General features: G+C 71.9%; 17 protein-coding genes. 12 read left to right on the top strand and 5 right to left on the bottom strand.

The window, feature by feature from the left end; translation table 11 throughout:
- Positions 1-85 precede the first annotated feature (85 nt).
- Positions 86-655, top strand: a complete 570-nt coding sequence (locus ACFQUV_RS13635) for an ActR/PrrA/RegA family redox response regulator transcription factor (RefSeq protein WP_111385147.1) — start codon at positions 86-88, stop codon at positions 653-655.
- A gap of 18 nt (positions 656-673) precedes the next feature.
- Here the strand turns inward: ACFQUV_RS13635 and ACFQUV_RS13630 are convergent, their stop codons facing one another.
- From ACFQUV_RS13630 to ACFQUV_RS13620, 3 genes are all read right to left on the bottom strand, one after another.
- Positions 674-1,774: a M48 family metallopeptidase gene (locus ACFQUV_RS13630; protein ID WP_244601648.1), complete on the bottom strand. Its 1,101-nt coding sequence runs from the start codon at positions 1,772-1,774 to the stop codon at positions 674-676.
- Between the two features lie 2 nt (positions 1,775-1,776).
- On the bottom strand, positions 1,777-3,048 hold the full coding sequence (locus ACFQUV_RS13625; protein WP_129610189.1) for a DUF898 family protein: 1,272 nt from the start codon (positions 3,046-3,048) through the stop codon (positions 1,777-1,779).
- Positions 3,049-3,231: 183 nt separating this feature from the next.
- The gene (locus ACFQUV_RS13620) at positions 3,232-3,717 is read right to left on the bottom strand and encodes an MmcB family DNA repair protein (protein WP_129610187.1); all 486 of its coding nucleotides are present in this window, start codon (positions 3,715-3,717) and stop codon (positions 3,232-3,234) included.
- Between the two features lie 535 nt (positions 3,718-4,252).
- On the opposite strand from ACFQUV_RS13620, the gene ACFQUV_RS13615 reads away from it, so the two are divergent.
- The 8 genes from ACFQUV_RS13615 to ACFQUV_RS13580 all read left to right on the top strand — a co-directional run bounded on the left by ACFQUV_RS13615 (position 4,253) and on the right by ACFQUV_RS13580 (position 12,573).
- Positions 4,253-6,001, top strand: a complete 1,749-nt coding sequence (locus tag ACFQUV_RS13615) for a CocE/NonD family hydrolase (RefSeq protein WP_207211534.1) — start codon at positions 4,253-4,255, stop codon at positions 5,999-6,001.
- Positions 6,002-6,128: 127 nt separating this feature from the next.
- On the top strand, positions 6,129-7,277 hold the full coding sequence (locus ACFQUV_RS13610; protein ID WP_244601647.1) for a zinc-binding dehydrogenase: 1,149 nt from the start codon (positions 6,129-6,131) through the stop codon (positions 7,275-7,277).
- A gap of 161 nt (positions 7,278-7,438) precedes the next feature.
- Positions 7,439-7,846, top strand: coding sequence for a carboxymuconolactone decarboxylase family protein (locus ACFQUV_RS13605; protein WP_129610186.1), 408 nt, complete (start codon positions 7,439-7,441; stop codon positions 7,844-7,846).
- A gap of 185 nt (positions 7,847-8,031) precedes the next feature.
- Positions 8,032-9,777 (top strand): ATP-binding protein, encoded by a 1,746-nt coding sequence (locus ACFQUV_RS13600; protein ID WP_129610184.1) that lies wholly within the window; start codon positions 8,032-8,034, stop codon positions 9,775-9,777.
- A gap of 24 nt (positions 9,778-9,801) precedes the next feature.
- Positions 9,802-10,419, top strand: coding sequence for a response regulator transcription factor (locus ACFQUV_RS13595; RefSeq protein WP_111384448.1), 618 nt, complete (start codon positions 9,802-9,804; stop codon positions 10,417-10,419).
- Positions 10,420-10,680: 261 nt separating this feature from the next.
- Positions 10,681-11,082, top strand: coding sequence for a hypothetical protein (locus ACFQUV_RS13590; RefSeq protein ID WP_129610182.1), 402 nt, complete (start codon positions 10,681-10,683; stop codon positions 11,080-11,082).
- 338 nt (positions 11,083-11,420) lie between these two features.
- Positions 11,421-12,107 carry a TerC family protein gene (locus ACFQUV_RS13585; RefSeq protein WP_129610180.1) on the top strand — a complete coding sequence of 229 codons (687 nt, stop codon included), beginning with the start codon at positions 11,421-11,423 and terminating at the stop codon, positions 12,105-12,107.
- Between the two features lie 286 nt (positions 12,108-12,393).
- A complete protein-coding gene (locus ACFQUV_RS13580; RefSeq protein ID WP_129610178.1) occupies positions 12,394-12,573 on the top strand; it encodes a hypothetical protein in 180 nt (59 codons plus the stop codon).
- Between the two features lie 119 nt (positions 12,574-12,692).
- Here the strand turns inward: ACFQUV_RS13580 and ACFQUV_RS13575 are convergent, their stop codons facing one another.
- Positions 12,693-13,688, bottom strand: coding sequence for a Bug family tripartite tricarboxylate transporter substrate binding protein (locus ACFQUV_RS13575; protein ID WP_378395027.1), 996 nt, complete (start codon positions 13,686-13,688; stop codon positions 12,693-12,695).
- Positions 13,689-14,243: 555 nt separating this feature from the next.
- Here ACFQUV_RS13575 and ACFQUV_RS13570 point away from each other — a divergent pair.
- Positions 14,244-15,032: an IclR family transcriptional regulator gene (locus tag ACFQUV_RS13570; RefSeq protein WP_155478380.1), complete on the top strand. Its 789-nt coding sequence runs from the start codon at positions 14,244-14,246 to the stop codon at positions 15,030-15,032.
- A gap of 51 nt (positions 15,033-15,083) precedes the next feature.
- Here ACFQUV_RS13570 and ACFQUV_RS13565 read toward each other — a convergent pair whose 3' ends face one another.
- A complete protein-coding gene (locus tag ACFQUV_RS13565; protein WP_129610172.1) occupies positions 15,084-15,860 on the bottom strand; it encodes an alpha/beta fold hydrolase in 777 nt (258 codons plus the stop codon).
- Positions 15,861-16,030: 170 nt separating this feature from the next.
- On the opposite strand from ACFQUV_RS13565, the gene ACFQUV_RS13560 reads away from it, so the two are divergent.
- Together ACFQUV_RS13560 and ACFQUV_RS13555 are read left to right on the top strand one after the other, a co-directional pair.
- Positions 16,031-17,236, top strand: a complete 1,206-nt coding sequence (locus tag ACFQUV_RS13560; protein ID WP_129610171.1) for a CaiB/BaiF CoA-transferase family protein — start codon at positions 16,031-16,033, stop codon at positions 17,234-17,236.
- Positions 17,237-17,437: 201 nt separating this feature from the next.
- Entirely contained in the window at positions 17,438-18,178 is a 741-nt protein-coding gene (locus ACFQUV_RS13555) for a GntR family transcriptional regulator (protein WP_129610169.1), read from the top strand.
- Positions 18,179-18,199: the final 21 nt, after the last annotated feature.

The following is an 18,199-nucleotide window of genomic DNA, read 5'->3' as shown; positions in this document are numbered from 1 at the left end:
GCGCAATTTCGTGTCGGACCGGGCAGCTTGCCGAACACCGCGCCGGGCTTCGGGCCGGCCGGGCAGTCAGCCGAGGAATTTCGCGATGGTGGATGCCGCGTCGTCACCTGCTCCCGCACCGGCGCCCGCGACCGAGCGATCACTGCTCATCGTCGAGGACGACAAGTCGTTCTCGCAGCGGCTCGCCCGCGCCATGGAGGCGCGCGGCTTCACGGTGGTGACCGCCGAGTCGGTGGCGGATGGGCTCCAGCAGGTGGAGCGCCATCCGCCCGCCTTTGCGGTGGTCGACATGCGGCTCGGCGACGGCAACGGCCTCGACGTCATCTCGGCGCTGAAGAAGCGCCGACCCGACGCCCGCGGTGTCGTGCTCACCGGCTACGGCAACATCGCCACGGCGGTGACCGCCGTGAAGCTCGGCGCCTTCGACTACATGTCGAAGCCGGCCGATGCCGACGAGGTCGCGGCCGCGCTGCTGGCCGGCGAAGGCAAGAAGCCGGAGCCGCCCGAGAATCCGATGTCGGCCGACCGGGTGCGCTGGGAGCACATCCAGCGCGTCTACGAATTGTGCGGCCGCAATGTCTCGGAGACGGCGCGCCGGCTCAACATGCACCGCCGCACCCTCCAGCGCATTCTCGCCAAGCGGGCGCCCAAGTAGGGGCGGTGCGCGCCGCACTCACTGCCCGCAGATCGCCTTGAGGGCCGCCCACTCGGTCTCATCCAGTAGCGGTGGGCCGCTCGCCGGGCGGTCGATCGTCTTCAAGGCGGCGAGACGCTCCTCGCTCAGCGGATGACTGAGCAGCAGGCTGATTTCGCGGCCCTTCTTTGCCCCTGTCACCCGCAGCAGGAACGCCGCCATCGGGCTGGCCGGGCGGTCGAGCGCCGCCATGATGCGGGCCGACTCGGCGTCGGCGGCGCGCTCGGCCTCGCGCGAATGCGAGGAGTCGACCAGGAGTCGTGCCGCGAACACCACCGCGGACGAGCCGGAGACGTCGCCGAACAGAAGGCCGAGCAGGTACGACGTGCCGCCGGCCCGGATCAGGCTGCGCAGCCCGTCGCGCGCCCGCGCGTGGCCGATCTCGTGGGCCAGCACGCCGGCCACCTCATCGGGGTCGCGGGAGAGCCGCAAAAGCCCGTCGAACAGGTAGATGCGCCCGCCCGGCAGCGTCACCGCGTTCTCGACACCGGAGCGCAGGACGGCGATCCGGATCGCGCCGGGCGCTCCCGCCTCGGAGCTTCCCCCCGCGGCGGCGGCGAGCCGGGCGGCGAGGCGATCGAGTGCCGCGACGCCGGCCGGCGCCGTGCAGGTCTCGGCGCCGAACAGGCTCTTCACCTGCTGGTCGGCGATGCCGCCCAGCCGCTCCTCCCAGGCGATGGGGATGAACGGCACCAGCCGGTCGGCGGCGAGCGGCAGCAGGTAGAGGCTGGTGAGGACGAGCGACACCGCCACCGCGAGCGAGCCGACGACGATGCGCAGCCGCTGGCGGCCGCGCTTGGGGTCGGACGGGTGGAGCCGCGGGGCCCGGGCCGCGAGCGCCGCCGCGACGCCGGCGTCGGTGATCTCCAGGCGGGCCAGCTCCTCGGCGCTGGTGCAGCCGAAGCGAGCCGTGTCGCCGCCGTCGTGCTGGCGCAGATCCCCATAGGCCCAGCGGTCGACCACGACGCCGTTCTCGACGATCTCGACGCCCGCGGCGGCGAGCCGCACCGTCACCGGGCGGCGCCTCGCCACGACGCCGTCCCAGAAGATCGCGTCGCCGTCCGGGTCGCCGTCCGCCACGGTCACACGGCCCCGACGTCGAGAGCGTCGGCGAGCCCTTCGCCGAGGCTGCCGGCGGCCGCCCCGGCCGCCTTGACGTGGTCGAGCGCCGCGAGCCCGCTCACCGTGGTGGCGGCGACCACCGCCACCCACACGCCCCGATCGACGAACACCCGCTTGGCGATGCCGAAGGCGGCGAGCACCGCGAGATAGGTGACGGCGATCACCACGAAGGCGGCGAGCTGACCCGACGTGCTGCCGGCCGCCAGTCCGGCGAAACGATCGGGCATCGCCACCGCGGCGATCCCGAGCACCGCGGTGCCGGCGATGGCGATCAGCAGCGTGGCGGCGAGCAGGGCGGCGTAGCAGCCGAGCACGGTGCGTCGCCGCAGCGTGCAGCGGAGCGCCACCGGGCCGAACCGCACCCCTTCGAGCCGCCAGCGCAGCTCGGTCGCCCGGAACAGCGGATAGAGCGACAGCAGCACCAGCAGCAATGCGAGGCCGAGCACGCCGGCGACGCCCATCTCGGCCTCGGCCGGCAGGGTTCCGAAGGCATCGGCGGCATGCAGCGCGCCCGCGCCCACCGCCGTTCCAGCGACCGCCAGAAGACCGACGAGCCAGATCCAGGCGCCGCGCAGGAACAGCCGCCAGCCGGTGCCGACGAAGTCGCCGGCGAGATCGCCGTAGCAGGTGTGGCGCATCTTGTAGCGCTCCAGCGCGGCGGCCCGCCACGGATAGGCGAGGCCGAGCGTCAGCACCGTGGCGGCATCCCACAGGGCGGCGCGCGCCGCATAGGCTGCGCCCGAGCCGGTCATCCAGAAGCGCAGGCCGCGCAACGCCGTGCGCGTCATCCGGTAGCGCCGGGCACGGAACGCCGCGTACTGGCCGAAGACATACAGCACCAGCACCAGCGGCAGGCTGGCGAACGCCTCCGCCTCCTCGGCGATCAGGCCGGCGAGGAAGTACAGGACATAGATGGGGGCCAGCACCGCGAGGGCGAACAGGAAGCCGATCAGCAGCTCACGCGCCGTGCCGGTGTACTCGAAGGCGTCGGGGCCGAGCCGGGTGTGCCGCCACAGGTGGCGGCGGATGTCGGTGACGAGCCAGAACCGATAGAAGCCGACCGTGAGGAGCTGGAGCACGCCGCCAATCAGCACCAGCCAGGCGAAGTCGCCACGCAGCCCCGTGAAGCCCACCGGCGCCGCATCGGCGATCGGGTCGGCGGCAGCCCCCGGGGCGGCCGGCGGCGCGCCGCCGCCGGGCGGCGATGTGAACGGGTCCGGAAGGGTGTGCATGGGTGCCTCGTGTCGGGACCGGCCCGCCGATCCGGTCGCATGCTACCAGATCCGGCGGTGGGACCGAACGGTTGCGGCGCAGGCCGGGAGCCCACGGTGGGACGAGGAGCCGGGACCAAGCGTCGAGGCCGACGTCCCGCCGTCTGTCGCCCGAGCGGGGGGCGGGGTTCGGCCCTTGTCGGGTCAGAGATCGACGTCGAGCAAGCGGCCCTGCGGGTCGGCGAGCCCTTGCAGCCGCAGCGCCGCGGCGCGCGCGAAGGCCAGCGTCATGCTCTTGCGGGTGGCGGCGTGCAGCCGATGCTCCGGCGCCTCGCGCAGCAGCGCCGCCCCGAAGCCGTCGGCGACGATCAGGCCGGCGTCCTCGGGGAAGATCTCCACCGGCACCGCCGGGCTGGTGGCGAACAGCAGGCGGTCGCAGTGAAGCCGGTAGTCCGGCCATTTGTGGTCGGCGCGGAAGTCCTCGACCGAGGACTTGATCTCGACGATCCAGACGGTGCCGTCACGGCCGAGCGCCACCAGGTCGGCCCGCCGCCCGGAGGCCAGCGGCAGCTCGCCGACGCAGGCGAAGCCGAGCGAAGCCAGCAGCCGGCCGGTGCCGCGTGCGACCGCGAGCGCCGTCGCGGACTGGCGGCCGTCGACCGGGAGAATCAGGGCGGGGGCGGTCGGCATCGGCCGACCATGCCACGGACCGGCGGGCGGGTGAACCTCTCGCGGCGCCATCGTTCCGGGGCGCCGCACCCGGATCGGCGCTTCGCGCCGTCCGGGCGCAGGCTCCGCGGCGAGCCCGGAATCCAGCGGCAGGCTCGAAGCTCTCGGCTGGGTTCTGGATAGCCGCGTCGCGGCTTCCGGAATGACCGCCGCGTCGATCAGCCGGATCTCGTACGATCGCGCCGATGCGCGGCATCACCCTGCGTCTTTGCAAAGCCGGTGTGATCGATTAGCGTGACGGCGGTCGATCAGCCAACGGTTCGGCAAGTTTGTATAATAATAAGAACCGGGCACGGAGGAAGCATGATCCCGCGTCAGCCACCGGGCGCTGCGCCCGTTCGCTCCGGCTCGATGATGCCGCCGTGCTTGCAGCAATGCGGCTGACGCGGATCGCTCCGCTCCGCATCGACCACGACCCGCAGCCGTCCGTTCCCATGGTGGTGCGTCCGACGGCGCGCCCCCGTCCAATCCGCCAACGAGAAGCAGCGAGGACACGATGAGCTACCGCGAAGTCAGCGACGTCCGTGACGGCATGCGGATCGACTGGGACGCGCCGATCCCGATGGACGACGGCGTGGTGCTCCGCTGCGATGTCTATCGGCCGCTCGCCGAAGGCCGCTGGCCCGTGATCCTCACCTATGGCCCGTACGGCAAGTGGCTGCACTTCGACGATCTGTACAAGGACCAGTGGCGCATCATGTGCGAGACGCACCCGGAGGTGCCCACCGGCTCCACCAACAAGTATCAGTGCTGGGAGGTGGTCGATCCCGAGAAGTGGGTGCCGGACGGCTACGTGGTGGTGCGGGTCGACAGCCGCGGCTGTGGCCGCTCGCCGGGCGTGCTCGACATCTGGTCGGGACGCGAGGCGCGGGATCTCGCCGCCTGCGTCGAATGGGCCGGCGTGCAACCGTGGTCGAGCGGCAAGGTCGGCCTCAACGGCATCTCGTATTACGCCATGAACCAGTGGCAGTGCGCGGCGTTGCAGCCGAAGCACCTGGCCGCCATCTGCACCTGGGAGGGCGCCGCCGACTTCTACCGCGACATGGCTCGCCACGGCGGCATCCTGTGCAACGGCTTCGTCGACGGCTGGTCGCGCTCGCAGGTCTACACGCTCCAGAACGGCCGCGGCACCCGCGGCTTCCGCAGCCGTATGACCGGCGACTGGGTGTCGGGTCCCGAGACGCTGACCGAGGAGGAGCTCGGCGCCAACCGCCGCGACTTCACCAGCGACTGCGTCGCGGCGCGCCTCGACACCGATCCGTACTGGCGCTCGCGCATGCCGGACTGGTCGAAGGTCGAGACGCCGCTGTTGTCGGCCGCCAACTGGGGCGGGCAGGGCCTGCATCCGCGCGGCAACTTCGAAGGCTTCATGCGCTCCGCGTCGTCGCAGAAGTGGCTCGAATGCCACGGGCTGGAGCACTGGACCCACTTCTACACGGACTACGGCGTGGCGCTCCAGAAGCGATTCTTCGGCCACTTCCTGAAGGGTGAGGACACCGGCTGGAGCGAGCAGCCGCGCGTGCTGCTCCAGGTGCGCCATGTCGGCGAGCGCTACGTCGCGCGGGCCGAGTCCGAATGGCCGCTGGCGCGCACCCGGTGGACGACGCTCCATCTCGATCCGACGGGCTTCGCGCTGTCGGAGGCGCCGCCGGCGAAGGACGCTCGGGTCACCTATGCGGGGCTCGGCGACGGCGTCACCTTCATGACGCCCCCGCTGGAGCGGGAGACCGAGATCACCGGGCCGATCGCCGCCAAGCTGTTCGTGTCGTCCTCGACCGAGGACGCCGATCTGTTCCTCGTCGTGCGGGCCTTCGCGCCCGACATGAAGGAGGTGGTGTTTCAGGGCGCGCTCGATCCGCACACGCCCATCGCGCAAGGGTGGCTGCGGGTCTCGCACCGCAAGCTCGATCCGGCGCTGTCGCGCCCGTACCGGCCCTATCACACCCACGACGAGAGCCAGCCGATGGTGCCGGGCGAGATCTACGAGGTCGATGTCGAGGTGTGGCCGACCTGCGTGGTGCTGCCGAAGGGCTATCGCATCGCGCTGAGCGTGCGCGGCCGCGACTACCAGTGGGGCGGCGAGCCGGCCGGCGGACTGGAGACGCTGGGGCGCGGCTGGACGGGCGTGGGGCCGTTCCGCCACGACGATCCGCGCGACCGGCCGCCACAGGTGTTCGGCGGCGACGTGACGCTGCATGCCGGCCCGCAGCGGCCTGCCCATCTGCTGCTGCCGATCATCCCGTAACGGCCGCGCGCGCCGCCGCGGCTCCGCCTCTACCGCAGATCTGCCTGGGCGGGATCGCGCCTCCCGCCCGGAGGCCGCCGTCGCGTACCATGCGGCCGGTGCAATGCGGGCCCGGGAGGGACGGATCATGGCGGCGGACGGCGTGACCACCAGTGCGGCGTTTCCGGTTCCCGACACGATGATGGCCTGGGTGCTGGACGGCCCCGGCGAGGTTCGCCGGGTCGACAAGCCGGTGCCGGTGCCGGGCCGCGCCGAGGTGCTGCTGCGCATCGACGCCATCGCCATCTGCCCGAGCGACATCGACAACATCTGGTATGGCTGGCCGGCGATCGTCGACGGCGGCCCGCCGTTCCACAAGAACTGGACGCCCGGTCACGAATACATGGGCACCGTGGTGGCGCTCGGTCCGCATGTCGACGAGTTCGCCATCGGGGACCGCGTCGCGGTCGAGATCCATGCCGGCTGCGGCCAGTGCCGGCGCTGCCGGGCCGGCCTCTATACGGCGTGCCTGAACTACGGCGACCGCGCCAAGGGGCACCGGGCCAACGGCTTCACCACCGACGGCGGCTTCTGCGGCTATCAGGTGAACCATGTGAACACCATGGCCAAGCTGTCCGACGCCATCCCGGACGCGCTGGGCACCCTGGTGGTGACCGCCGGCACCGCCATGTATGCCTTGACCGAGCTCGGCGGTCTCGTCGCCGGCGAGAGCCTGGTGGTGATCGGCGAGGGGCCGATCGGGCTGTTCGTCGCCGCGGTGGGCAAGACGCTCGGCGCCTCGCCCGTGGTGGTCACCGGCCTGTCGCCGCAGCGCCTCGCCATCGCCAAGGGGCTCGGCGCCGACCATGTGGTCGACGTGCGCGATCGCGACGCGGTCGCCGCCGTGCAGGCGATCGTCGGGCGCCACGGCGCCGACTATGTGGTGGAATGCTCGGGCGCCCCGGTGGCGGTCGGCCAGGCGATCGCCATGGCGAGCCGTGGCGGCCGCGTCTGCCTGGCAGCGTTCCCGGCCGAGAGCACGCAGGTCGATGTCGGCCGGCTGGTGCGCGACAACATCGCGCTGTTCGGCATCCGCGGCGAAGGCAAGCGTGCCGTCCACCGCGCCTGCGCCCTGATCCGGGACGGCAAGTTCGACCCGACGCCGCTGATCACCCACACGTTCCCGCTCGACGACCTGCCGACCGCGCTGGCCACCGCCAAGGAGAAGCGCGACGGCGCCATCAAGGTGGTGGTCACCCCGCATGGCGGCGTCGCCGGCCGGGTCGGGCGCGGATAGGCGGCGGCGGAGTAGAGTGACGACAGCCGCAGCCTTCCTCTCCCGTCGTCACGCCCGCGCTTGTCGCGGGCATCCACGTCTTGTACGCCTCCTCGAAACAACACCGCGGATGGCCGGACGAACCCGGCCGTGACCGACCGAGGTTTTCCGGGAGGACCTGCATGACGGCCGACGACCGCTACGAGAAGGGGCTGGCTGCGCGCAGATCCGTGCTGGGGGACGCCTGGGTTGATCGCGCGCTCGACCGGCGCAACGCCTTCAATTCCGATTTTCAGGAGATGATCACCCGCATCGTGTGGGGCGAGATCTGGACGCGGCCGGGCCTCGATCACCGCACGCGCCGCTGCATGGTGCTCGCCACCATGATCGCGCTCGGCCGCTGGGAGGAGTTCCGGCTGCATGTGCGGGCTGCTCTCGAGGGCGGCCTCTCGGTCGAAGAGATCAAGGAGATCATTCTCCAGTCGACCCTCTATTGCGGCGTGCCGGCCGGCAATCACGCCATGGGCGAGGCCGAGCGGGTGCTGCGCGAGCTGGGGCTGCTCGCCGATGGTGCGGATGCGGCCGGCTGAAGCGCATCGCCGGCCCGCGTGCTGAGGGGCACGCCGGGCGGGCGCCGATTTGCTTCGCGGCGGGGTTTCCGGCAGGCGGTCCGCGTGCTGCAATGCCGTCCGACGTCCCGTCCGACGGTCTGCCGGCCGGCGAGCCGTCCTCGATGAGCCGCGTTCGATGAGCTGCGTTCGATGAGCCGCGTTCGATGAATCGCCCGCCGTCGCCCGAGACGGCCGTGACCCGCCCGGCGACCCCGGCGGGGCCGGATGGCGCCGCCGGCGCCTTGCGCGCCCTGCCGGTCGGCCTCGCCGCGGTCGTGGTCTATCTCGGGCTCGAATGGCTCGGCTTCCTGCACGAGGTGAAGGGGCTGCCGGCGACGCCGTGGAACCCCGGGCTCGGCGTCGTCTTCGCGCTGATCGTGCTCGACGGGCCGCCGGCCGCCGCCGTGCTGTTCGCCGGCATCGTGCTGGCCGAGGTGCTGGTGGTCGACACCGCGCTGTCGTGGCCGCTGGTGGTGGCGGTCGCCGCCATCGAGACGGCCTGCTACGCGGCCGCCGGCACGGTGGCGCTGCGGCTGTTCCGGCTCGATGTCGGGCTGGCGCGGCTGCGCGACGTGCTGCTGCTGCTCGGAGCCGGCCTCGCCGGGGCCGCGCTGGTGGCGCTTCTGCTGACCCTGCTGCTGATCGGCTTCGGCGAGCTCGGCGTCCAGGACGTGCTCGCCACCACGGTCCCGCTGCTGGTCGGCGACGTGCTCGGCATCGCCGTCATCACCCCGCTGACGCTGCGGCTGGTCGCCGCCCGGCGCAAGGGGGGCTTGGCCTTCGGGGCCGGTGTGGTGGCCGAGGCCGCGGCTGGTGCGCTCGTGATCGCGGCCTGCCTGTGGCTGGTCGCCGCGAGCGGCCGTCCCGACGGCTTCAAGTATTTCCACCTGCTCGCTCTGCCGGTGGTGGCGGCCGCCGTGCGCCACGGCCTGGACGGCGCCTGCCTGGCGCTCGCCGGGGTCCAGCTCGGGCTGGTGGCGCTGCTCCATCTGCACGGCCACGACGTGCGCGCCTTCACCGAGTATCAGGCCCTGATGGGGGTGTTGACGGCGACCGGCCTCGTCGCCGGCGTGGTGGTGGGCGAGCGGCGCACCGCCGAGACCCTGGCGCGGGCCGCCGAGGCGCGGGCCAAGGCCAAGGAGGCCGAGGCGGCACGGGCGGCGCGCTTCAGCCTGGTCAGCAGCATGGCGTCGGCGCTCGCCCACGAGATCAACCAGCCGATGACGGCCGCCCGGGCGCTCGCCCGCGCGGCCCAGCACATCGTGCAGACGCCGGGCGGCGACCTCGCCCGCGCCGAGGCCAATCTCGCCAACGCGGTCGCCCAGATCGATCAGGCCGGCACGGTGATCCGCCGCATGCGCGACTTCCTGCGCCGCGGCGCCCCGGTGCGCGAGCCGATCGCCGTCGCCGCCCTGCTCGACGATGTGCTGGCAATCGCCGGCGCCGATGCTCGCGCCCACGCGGTCGAGGTCGCCCTCGATCTCTCGGCCGACCTGTCGGCCGACGCCATCGCCGACCTGCCGGCGATCGCCGGCGATCGCGTCCAGCTCCAGCAGGTCCTGCTCAACCTGGTGCGCAACGCCGTCGAGGCGATCGCCGCGGCGCCGCGCCCGCCGGGAGACCGCAAGCGGCCGGGCGGTCTCGTCCGCATCGCCGTGGCGGCCCGCAGCGATCCGCCGCGCGTCGAGATCGCGGTGACCGACAACGGCCCCGGGGTGCCGCCGCATCTCGCGGCGCATCTGTTCGAGCCGCTCACCACGTCGAAGGACGATGGCCTCGGGCTGGGGCTCGCGATCTGCGCCTCCATCGTCGAGGCGCATGGCGGCCACATCTGGTTGCAGTCGAGCGCGCCGGGTGCCACGGAGTTTCGCGTCGCCCTGCCGACCGTCGCCACCACCCCGTCCGGATGACCTCCGCCGCATGACACCCGCCCGATGACCCCCGCCGCCACCATCTTCGTGATCGACGACCAGGAGTCGGTTCGCCATTCGCTCGGCGAGCTGCTGAGCGTGTTCGGCTTCGCGGTGGAGACGTTTCCGTCCGCCGATGCCTTCCTGGCCGAGCTCGAGGCCGTGCGGGTCGGCGTCGTGGTCGCCGATGTCCGCATGCCCGGCACCGACGGCATCGCGCTGGTGCGCGAGCTGGCGCGCCGCGGCGTCCGCCTGCCCGTCGTGCTGATCTCCGGCCATGCCGACGTCGCCATGGCGGTCGCCGCCATCAAGGCCGGTGCCGACGACTTCATCGAGAAGCCGATCGACGACACCGCGCTGGTCGCCGCCATCAACCGGGCGCTCGCCCGCACCTTCCAGGAGTTCGCGGCGCAGCGCTCGAAGGAATCGCTCGCGGTGCGCTTCAAGCGGCTGACGCCGCGGCAGATCGAGATCTTCGATCTGGTGGTCGAGGGCTACACCAGCCACGCCATCGCGGCCAAGCTCGCCATCAGCACCCGGACAGTCGAGAGCTATCGGGCCGAGATCATGGACAAGATGGAGGCCGAGAGCGTCGCCGTGCTAGTGCGTCAGGCGATCCGCCTCGGCCGCCTCGCCCCCTGATCGCGGCTGGGATTCGGGGACCGCAGAGCCTGCTCGTGACCGCGCCGTGGTCCGCCCCGTAGATCTACGCCCCGCGCGATGCGGATTTTGCAATGCGCGGCGAGTTCCTACCTTTCTCCAATACCGGCCTCGTGTCGGGACGGTGTCGGCCGATGGGACGGTTCCTCGCGACATCGGCCGGCCCGATTCGGCACCGGGAGCGATGCGGGGGTTCATGATCGGAGCGGTCCGATGTGGAAGCCCGGCAGTCTGGAGCGTGTCATGTCGCTCGTGAACGCTTGGCGCGACAACGCTTCGCGCGACAAAGGTTGGCGCGACAAAGGTTGGCGCGACGTCTCGCGGCCCGATCTCGCCTCGCGCCGCGACGTGGCGGGGCCCGAGGGGTTCGGCATTCTGGCGCTGGCGGCGGTGGCGCTGGCCCTGATCGGGGCACGGCTGCTGCCGAGCGATCTGGCGTTGCCGGCGCTGAGCCTGGTGGCGCTCGCGGCCGCCGGCGTTCTCGCCCTGACGGCGTGGGTCGGTAAGGCCCCGCGGCGCGGCGACGTCTCCGCCTGGGATGTCGCCGGTGTGCTGGCGCTGCTCGGGTTCTCGGCCGCCATGCTGAGCGAAGCCGAGCATGTGGTCACGGCCTTTAACCATACGCTGGTCGCGATGGCGCCGTGACGATCGTCCGTTGAAAGTCGGTGCGGGTTCCTGTAGGGAACCTGCCCTGATCGGTCCGGGCCCCTCTGGCAGCTCACCGCTGCGATGTCGGACTGAACGTCTGGGAGTGGCCCGGTGCTGACTGTCTCTTCGATCGGCGTGCGCGAGCGCCGCAGCGAGGTCGCCTCGCTGTGGGGCTTTGTCGTATGGCTCGCCGTACGGTCCGCCATGGTGCGGTCGGTGGTCTCGTGGTCCGCCGCCGCATGGTCTGCCGTGGTGCGCACCGTCCAGCCTCCGGTGTCCTCCCGTTCCCATGCGAGCGCCCGTGACGGGCGCCACAACAGGAGGAGATCGACCGGATGTGGGAGATACTGGGCAACGAAGTCCTGACGAGCGGAGCGCTGACCGCGCTGGCCCAGGTCGTGATGATCGACCTGGTGCTCGCGGGCGACAACGCCGTCGTCATCGGCCTCGCCGCCGCGGGTCTGCCGGCCGAGCAACGGGCCCGGGCGATCCTGCTCGGCATCGGCGCCGCCACGCTGCTGCGCATCGGCTTCGCGGCAGCCACCACGCAGCTTCTTCAGATCGTCGGCCTGCTGCTCGCCGGTGGCCTTCTGCTGCTGTGGGTGTGCTGGAAGATGTGGCGCGAGTTGCAGGCGCATCACGTCGTCTCGTCCGACGACAGTGGCCGCATCGACGACGTGCGCATCAATGCCGACGGATCGGTCACCGCGGTCGGACGCCGCAAGACCTTCGCCCAGGCGGCTTGGCAGATCGTCATCGCCGACGTCTCGATGTCGCTCGACAACGTGCTGGCGGTCGCCGGCGCGGCCCGCGAGTATCCGTGGGTGCTGATCTTCGGCCTGGTGCTGTCGATCGCCCTGATGGGCATCGCGGCCAACTACATCGCGTCGCTGCTCCAGCGGCACCGCTGGATCGCCTATGTGGGCCTTGCCGTCATTCTCTACGTGTCGCTGGAAATGATCTGGCGCGGCGCCCACGAGGTCTGGCCGATCGTCGCCAGCATGGTCGAGACCGCCGGGTAGCGCCTGCCCGGCGAAGTGGGACCCGGTTCGCCGTCGAAAATGCGATCAAATAAGCACTTTTGGAGCGGGGCCGATCCCGTTGGATCGGATACCGCTCCAGCGCGAGCCCGGCGTGCGGGGTCGATGGATGGTCCGCCGGCCGAACTCCGGCGGCCCGGGCCGCCCGCGGCGGCTGGTTCGACGCGGCTGCGGCCTGGTCCGGGCAGGGGTCGGGCTAGGTAACTGCCCGGAATTGAGTCCGCCGCCGAAACGGCATTGGAATACGCCGCCCTGATGGTGTGCGGTCATGACTCCCTCCGACGACAGTCCGGTGCGCCGGCCCCATTGCGTCGTCTGCGGCGCGCGGATGCAATACGCGCGCAGCGTGCCGCGCCTCGGCGCCAATCCGGCGCTGGTCTCGTATGAATGCAAGCGCTGCGGCCATGTGGTGACCCGGCCGGAGGACGACGCGCCGCGGCCGGACTGAAGAGGCGGGCACAGCCGCGCCGACGCGGCCGCGCTCCCGGCGGCGCCCACGACCAAGCCCGGCCATGACGGAGGATGCAGTCCGAGAGTGCTGCCGCCGTCTCAGAACGAGCCGCCGTCTCAGAACGAGATGTCGGCCGCCTTGATGATCGGCCCCCACTTCTGGATCTCGGCCGCCGTGTAGGCGGCCAGATCCTGCGGCGTGCCGCCGGCCGCCACGACGCCGAGCTGCTCGAACATCCGCTTCGCCGCGTCGGTGGCGAGGAAGCCGTTGGTGGCGGCGTTCAGCCGCTCGACCACCGCGGCGGGCGTGCCGGTCGGCACCAGCAGCGCGTACCACACCGCCGCCTCGAAGCCCGGCAGCCCGGACTCCGCCGCGGTCGGCACCTCGGGCAGCCCGCTCCACCGCGTCGCCCCGGCGATCGCCAGCGCCTTCAGCTTGCCCTCGCGGATGTTCGGCACATAGGCCGCCATCGAGTCCATGCCGACGTCGATGTGGCCGCCGAGCAAGTCGGTCATGATCGGCACGCTGCCGCGATATTGCGCCTGGCCGAGCTTGACGTCGGCGCGCGCCATCAGCAGCAGCCCGGTGATGTGACCGAGGGTGCCGTTGCCCGGAAAGCCGGCGGTGATCTTGTCGGGATTGGCCTTGGCGAGCGCCACCAGGCCGGCGAGCGTGTCGGCCGGAAGCTGCGGTCGCGCCACCACGATGACGGGGGAGCGGCCGATCAGCACCACGGGAGCGAAGTCCTTTTGCGGATCGTAGCTCATCTCCTTGTACATGAGCTTGTTGGTGGCGGCCGGCCCGGTGGTGGCGAGCAGCACCGTGTAGCCGTCCGGGGCCGCCTTGGCGACGGCGGCGCCGCCGATATTGCCGCCGGCGCCGCTGCGATTGTCGATCACCACGGTCTGGCCGAGGCTGCGGCCGAGATGCTCGGCCAGCGCGCGGCCGAGCACGTCGGAGGTGGTGCCGGGCGCGAACGGCACCACCAGGGTGACCGGGCGGGCCGGCCAGCTCTGCGCCGCCGCGCTGCCACCGACCGCGGCGACCACGGTGGCGACGGCGACGGCGAGGGCGACGGCACGAGCGATGGCGGCAAACGGGGGGGCGTGCATGGGGGACTCCGGAGTTGCGATGCGCGCGACTGCATTCGGCGCTGTCGGCGGGGGCGCCGCCTGCGCGGGACCGCGGCGGTCGCCCCCAGAACCGATTGGAGCCGATACGGCGGGGCGTGTCGAGCCGCCCGCGTCCGGCCGCTCCAGCGGGCCGCCGGCCATCGGCCCGCGGGCGCGCTCGATTCCCGACCGCGCCGGTCTGCTGTGGACGGGAACGGTCACAACCCTCTCCGCAACCCGGGTTCGCCCAGCAGAACGGCAGCCCTCGACGTTGCCCCGCCCGTCCGGCGCGCGCGTTGGGCGGCGGGGCGGGGGACGGGGTGCGGCGTTGCGACGCCGAGGCGCGCTTGTGATTTGCGTGAAGCTGATCCATACGACGACGAGAGGCCGGTGTGCACCCGCGGAGCAGCCGACTTTTCGCCGCCGCGCCCGGCTCGGCTCGCCGCCGTGCCGGCCCGCGTGGCGGCGAGAACCGCCCGGCTGCGATGCCGGGCAAGCGTGAGGACGGGCCGCGCGGGCGCCGCCCGTCGTCGACCAGCAGGAGCGTGCATTCCGATGCCGCGGATCTCAGGGTCGCAGCCCGGTGACGGCGTACAAGCCGTGGTGTTTGCTCTCCAGATTCTCGAATACCTCGCCCAACGTCGATCGACCGTCGGGGTGACCGATCTCGCTCGGGTGTTCGGCACCACCAAGAGCCGCATCTATCGACATTTGCAGACGCTGATGTCGGCCGGCTACGTGATCCAGGAGACCGAGACGGAGCGCTACCGGACCGGCGGTCGGCTGATCGCGCTCGGCCGCGTGGTGAGCGAGAACTTCGAGCTGATGAGCGCCGCCCGCACCGTGATGGAGGAGCTGCGCGACCGCCTCGGTCATGCCGTCACGCTGTCGGAGGTCGAGCTCGCCGGCCTGCGCGTGCTGTCCACCATCGCGGGGACGCAGCCGTTCGAGATCGGCGTCAAGCCGGGCTCGCTGCTGCCGGCGCACGCCACCGCCCAGGGCAAGCTGCTGCTCGCCTTCGGCCCCGAGGCGCCGCGCGAGAAGCTGCTGCGCAAGACGCTGCCGGCCAACACGCCCCATACGGTGACCAATCCGGCGACGCTGCGCGACGAGCTCAAGCAGGTGAAGAAGCAGGGCTGGGCGATCGCGCCGAGCCAGGCCGTCGTCGGCGTCAACGCGCTGGCGGCGCCGATCTTCGACGCCACCGGCGGGCTCGTCGGCACGGTCGCGATCATCGACCTGATGCAGTTCATGCCGGCGCGTCCGACCGCCGAGCAGATCCGGCGCATCGTCGAGGCCGGCCGCCGCATCTCGGCCAATATCGGCTATCGCGGCCCCTCCTGAGGGAGGCGACGTGCGAGCCGCGGCGGCCGCTCGCGCCCGGGCGGGTGCCGCTCAGTCGGCGGTGAAGAAGTCCCGCAGCAGCCGCAACGCCGCCTCGGGGCGCTCCAGCACGGCGGCGTGGCGCGTGCCGGGAATCGTCGCGGCGGTCGCGTGCGGCAGGGTTGCGACGAGCCAGTGCGCCGCCTCGGTCACGCTCGCCACATCGTCGCCGCCGCTCACCACCAGGGTGCGGGCGGTGACGCGCGGCGCCTCGGCGAGAAGATCGGCGGCGGCCAGCGCCTCGCAGGCGAGCGCATAGCCTTCGGCCGGCGCGGCGGCCAGCATCGCGCGTGCGGTCTGCACCGGCGGTTCCGTCTCGCGCACCGCCCGGTCCGAGAACCAGATCGGCATGAGGTCGTCGACGAGCGCCGCGACACCGTTCCGGCGCACCGCCGCGGCCCGCGCGGCCCAGCCGGCGCGCAGCTCGGCCGGATAGCGCGGCACCGTGCCGATCAGCGCCAGCCGGTCGACCAGCGCCGGGAAATGCGCCGCGAAATGCAGTGCCACCAGCCCGCCCAGCGACCAGCCCGCCACATGGGCGCGGCCGATCCCCTGCGCCCGGAACAGGTCGGCGAGCTGCTGCGACAGATCCTCGATGCCGTAGGGCTCGGCCGGCACCGGCGTGGCGCCGTGGCCGGGCAGGTCGTAGCGCACCAGCCGGAACACGTCCGCGAGCGGCGCCGCGACGTCCCAAAATCGATGATCGGTGCCGAGCCCGTGCAGCAGCACCAGCGGCGTGCCCCAGCCGGCGGCGTGCAGCACGATGGGAGCAATCGGCAGATCCGTCATGCGTGAGCCATCCGACGGTATCTCGTGGCGTGATGATCCCTCGCCGCCGCGGTGTTCGGGCTCGCGTCGGGAACCGATTTCTGCTTCCTTGCTATCATACCGTATCGAGACCCGTCACCGTCGTCCGCAACCGTCGTCCGCCTCACCATCGCTCGCTCACGTCGCCCGTCATGTCGTCTTCGTCTCCGCTCGCCGGCATTCGCGTTCTCGAGCTCGCCCGCATCCTGGCCGGCCCGTGGGCCGGGCAGCTCCTGGCCGATCTCGGCGCCGAGGTGATCAAGGTCGAGCGGCCGGAGGTCGGTGACGACACCCGCACCTGGGGTCCCCCCTTCGTGGCGGAGCGCGACGGCGGCCGCGGCACCGCCGCCTACTATCACGCCACCAACCGCGGCAAGCGCTCGGTGACGGCCGATTTCGAGACCCCCGAGGGCCACGCCCTGGTGCTCGATCTCGCCCGCGAGGCCGATGTCGTCATCGAGAACTTCAAGCTCGGCGGCCTCGCCCGCCACGGGCTCGACTACGACAGCCTCGCGAGCCTCAATCCGCGGCTGATCTACTGCTCGATCACCGGCTTCGGCCAGACCGGGCCGTATGCGGCCCGCGCCGGCTACGACTACCTGGTCCAGGCGATGGGTGGCATCATGCATCTCACCGGCGCGCCGGACGGCGAGCCGATGAAGATCGGCGTCGCCTTCGCGGACATCTTCACCGGGCTCTATGCGGCCGCCGCCATCCAGGCGGCGCTGATCGAGCGCGCCAGCAGCGGCCGTGGTCAGCACATCGACATGGCGCTGCTCGACTCGCTGGTCGGGGTGCTCGCCAACCAGGCGCTCAACTACCTGGTCTCCGGCGTGTCGCCGGCCCGGATGGGCAACGCTCACCCCAACATCGTGCCCTACCAGGTGTTTCCGGCCGCCGACGGGCATCTGGTGATCGCCGTCGGCAACGACGGCCAGTTCCGCCGCCTGTGTGACGTGCTGGGCGCCGCCGATCTCGCCGCCGATCCGCAGTGGGCCACCAATGCGGGCCGTGTCGCCGGCCGCGACACGCTCGTGCCCCTGCTGGCGGCGCTGACCACGCGGCGGACGCGCGCCGAACTCCTCGCCGCGCTCGAGGCGGCCGGCGTTCCGGCCGGGCCGATCCACGACGTCGCCGAGGTGTTCGCCGATCCGCAGGTGGTGGCGCGCGGCCTGCGCCTCGACCTGCCGGCGCCCGACACCGCGGCGGGCCGCGTGCCCGGGGTGCGCACACCGATCCTGTTCTCGCGCACGCCGCTCGCCTATGAAACGGCGTCGCCGGCGCTCGGCGCCGACGACGCGGAGATCGCGGCGCGTCGTGCCGCCGGCCTGCCGCTGTTCCGCAGCACCGCACCGTGACGGTCCTCGCCATGATCACAGCGACAGGCTGCAACATCGGGATAATGGCCGCCGTGCGCGAAAGTGCAATCGACAGCCCGGTCCTTGCCGTGGCAGAGAACGATCAATGCTCCGCAAGTGGTTCGGCGATTCGCCGGACCATCACCCGATCAGGAGAACTTGCGGCCGCTCGCTTCGGGCTGGCCCAGCAGTTTTATCACCATGCGTAATACTCGCCGCTCATTCCTCTATCACGACGTCGCCACGGCCTTGCGGGCCCGCATCGCGCGCGGAACCTATCCGCCCGGTGAGCGGCTGCCGAGCCTGAGCGAGCTGATGGAGGAGTTCGAGGTCAGCGCCATCACCATCCGGCGGGCGCTGACCGAGCTGACCTACGAGGGGCTGATCCGCGGCCACCAGGGCCTCGGCGTCTTCGTCAAGGAGAAGCCGCGTATTCACCGGGTGCTCGCCGGCGATCCCGACCGCTCGATCGGCGACGAGATCGCCCGCGCCGGCTTCACGCCGCGGCTGGAGGAGATCGGCTTCAGCGAGACCACGGCGGACGACGACATCGCGGCGCGGCTGCGGGTGCCCCGGGGCTCCAAGGTGTTCACCCACCAGAAGCTCACCTTTGCGAGCGACGAGCCGGTGGCGCTGCATATTCTGCATCTGCGGCCGCGGCTCGCCAAGCAGCTCCGCGACGACCTGTCGGCCGACTTCATCTTCCGCCTGCTCAAGAAGCGGAAGATCGCCATCGACAATCTCCGCTGCGAGTTCTCCTCGACGGCGCTGGGCGAGGAGCATTCGAGCCGCTTCGGGCTGCCGGCCGGGGCGCCGATGATGCGGGTCGACTACACCATGAGCACCAAGGCCGGGGCACCGCTGATGCTCGGCGTGACCCTGGCGCGGGCCGACCGCTTCACCTTCGAGGTGAATCTGCCGCAGCGCAAGGCGCGCCGCTGACCTTCGCGTTCCGCGGAGCAT

Source organism: Rhodoplanes sp. P11 (assembly GCF_964266735.1).
Lineage (GTDB): Bacteria > Pseudomonadota > Alphaproteobacteria > Rhizobiales > Xanthobacteraceae > Rhodoplanes > Rhodoplanes serenus.
Note: the sequence above shows the minus strand (reverse complement) of the source record. Positions and strands in the feature narration are given on the sequence as shown.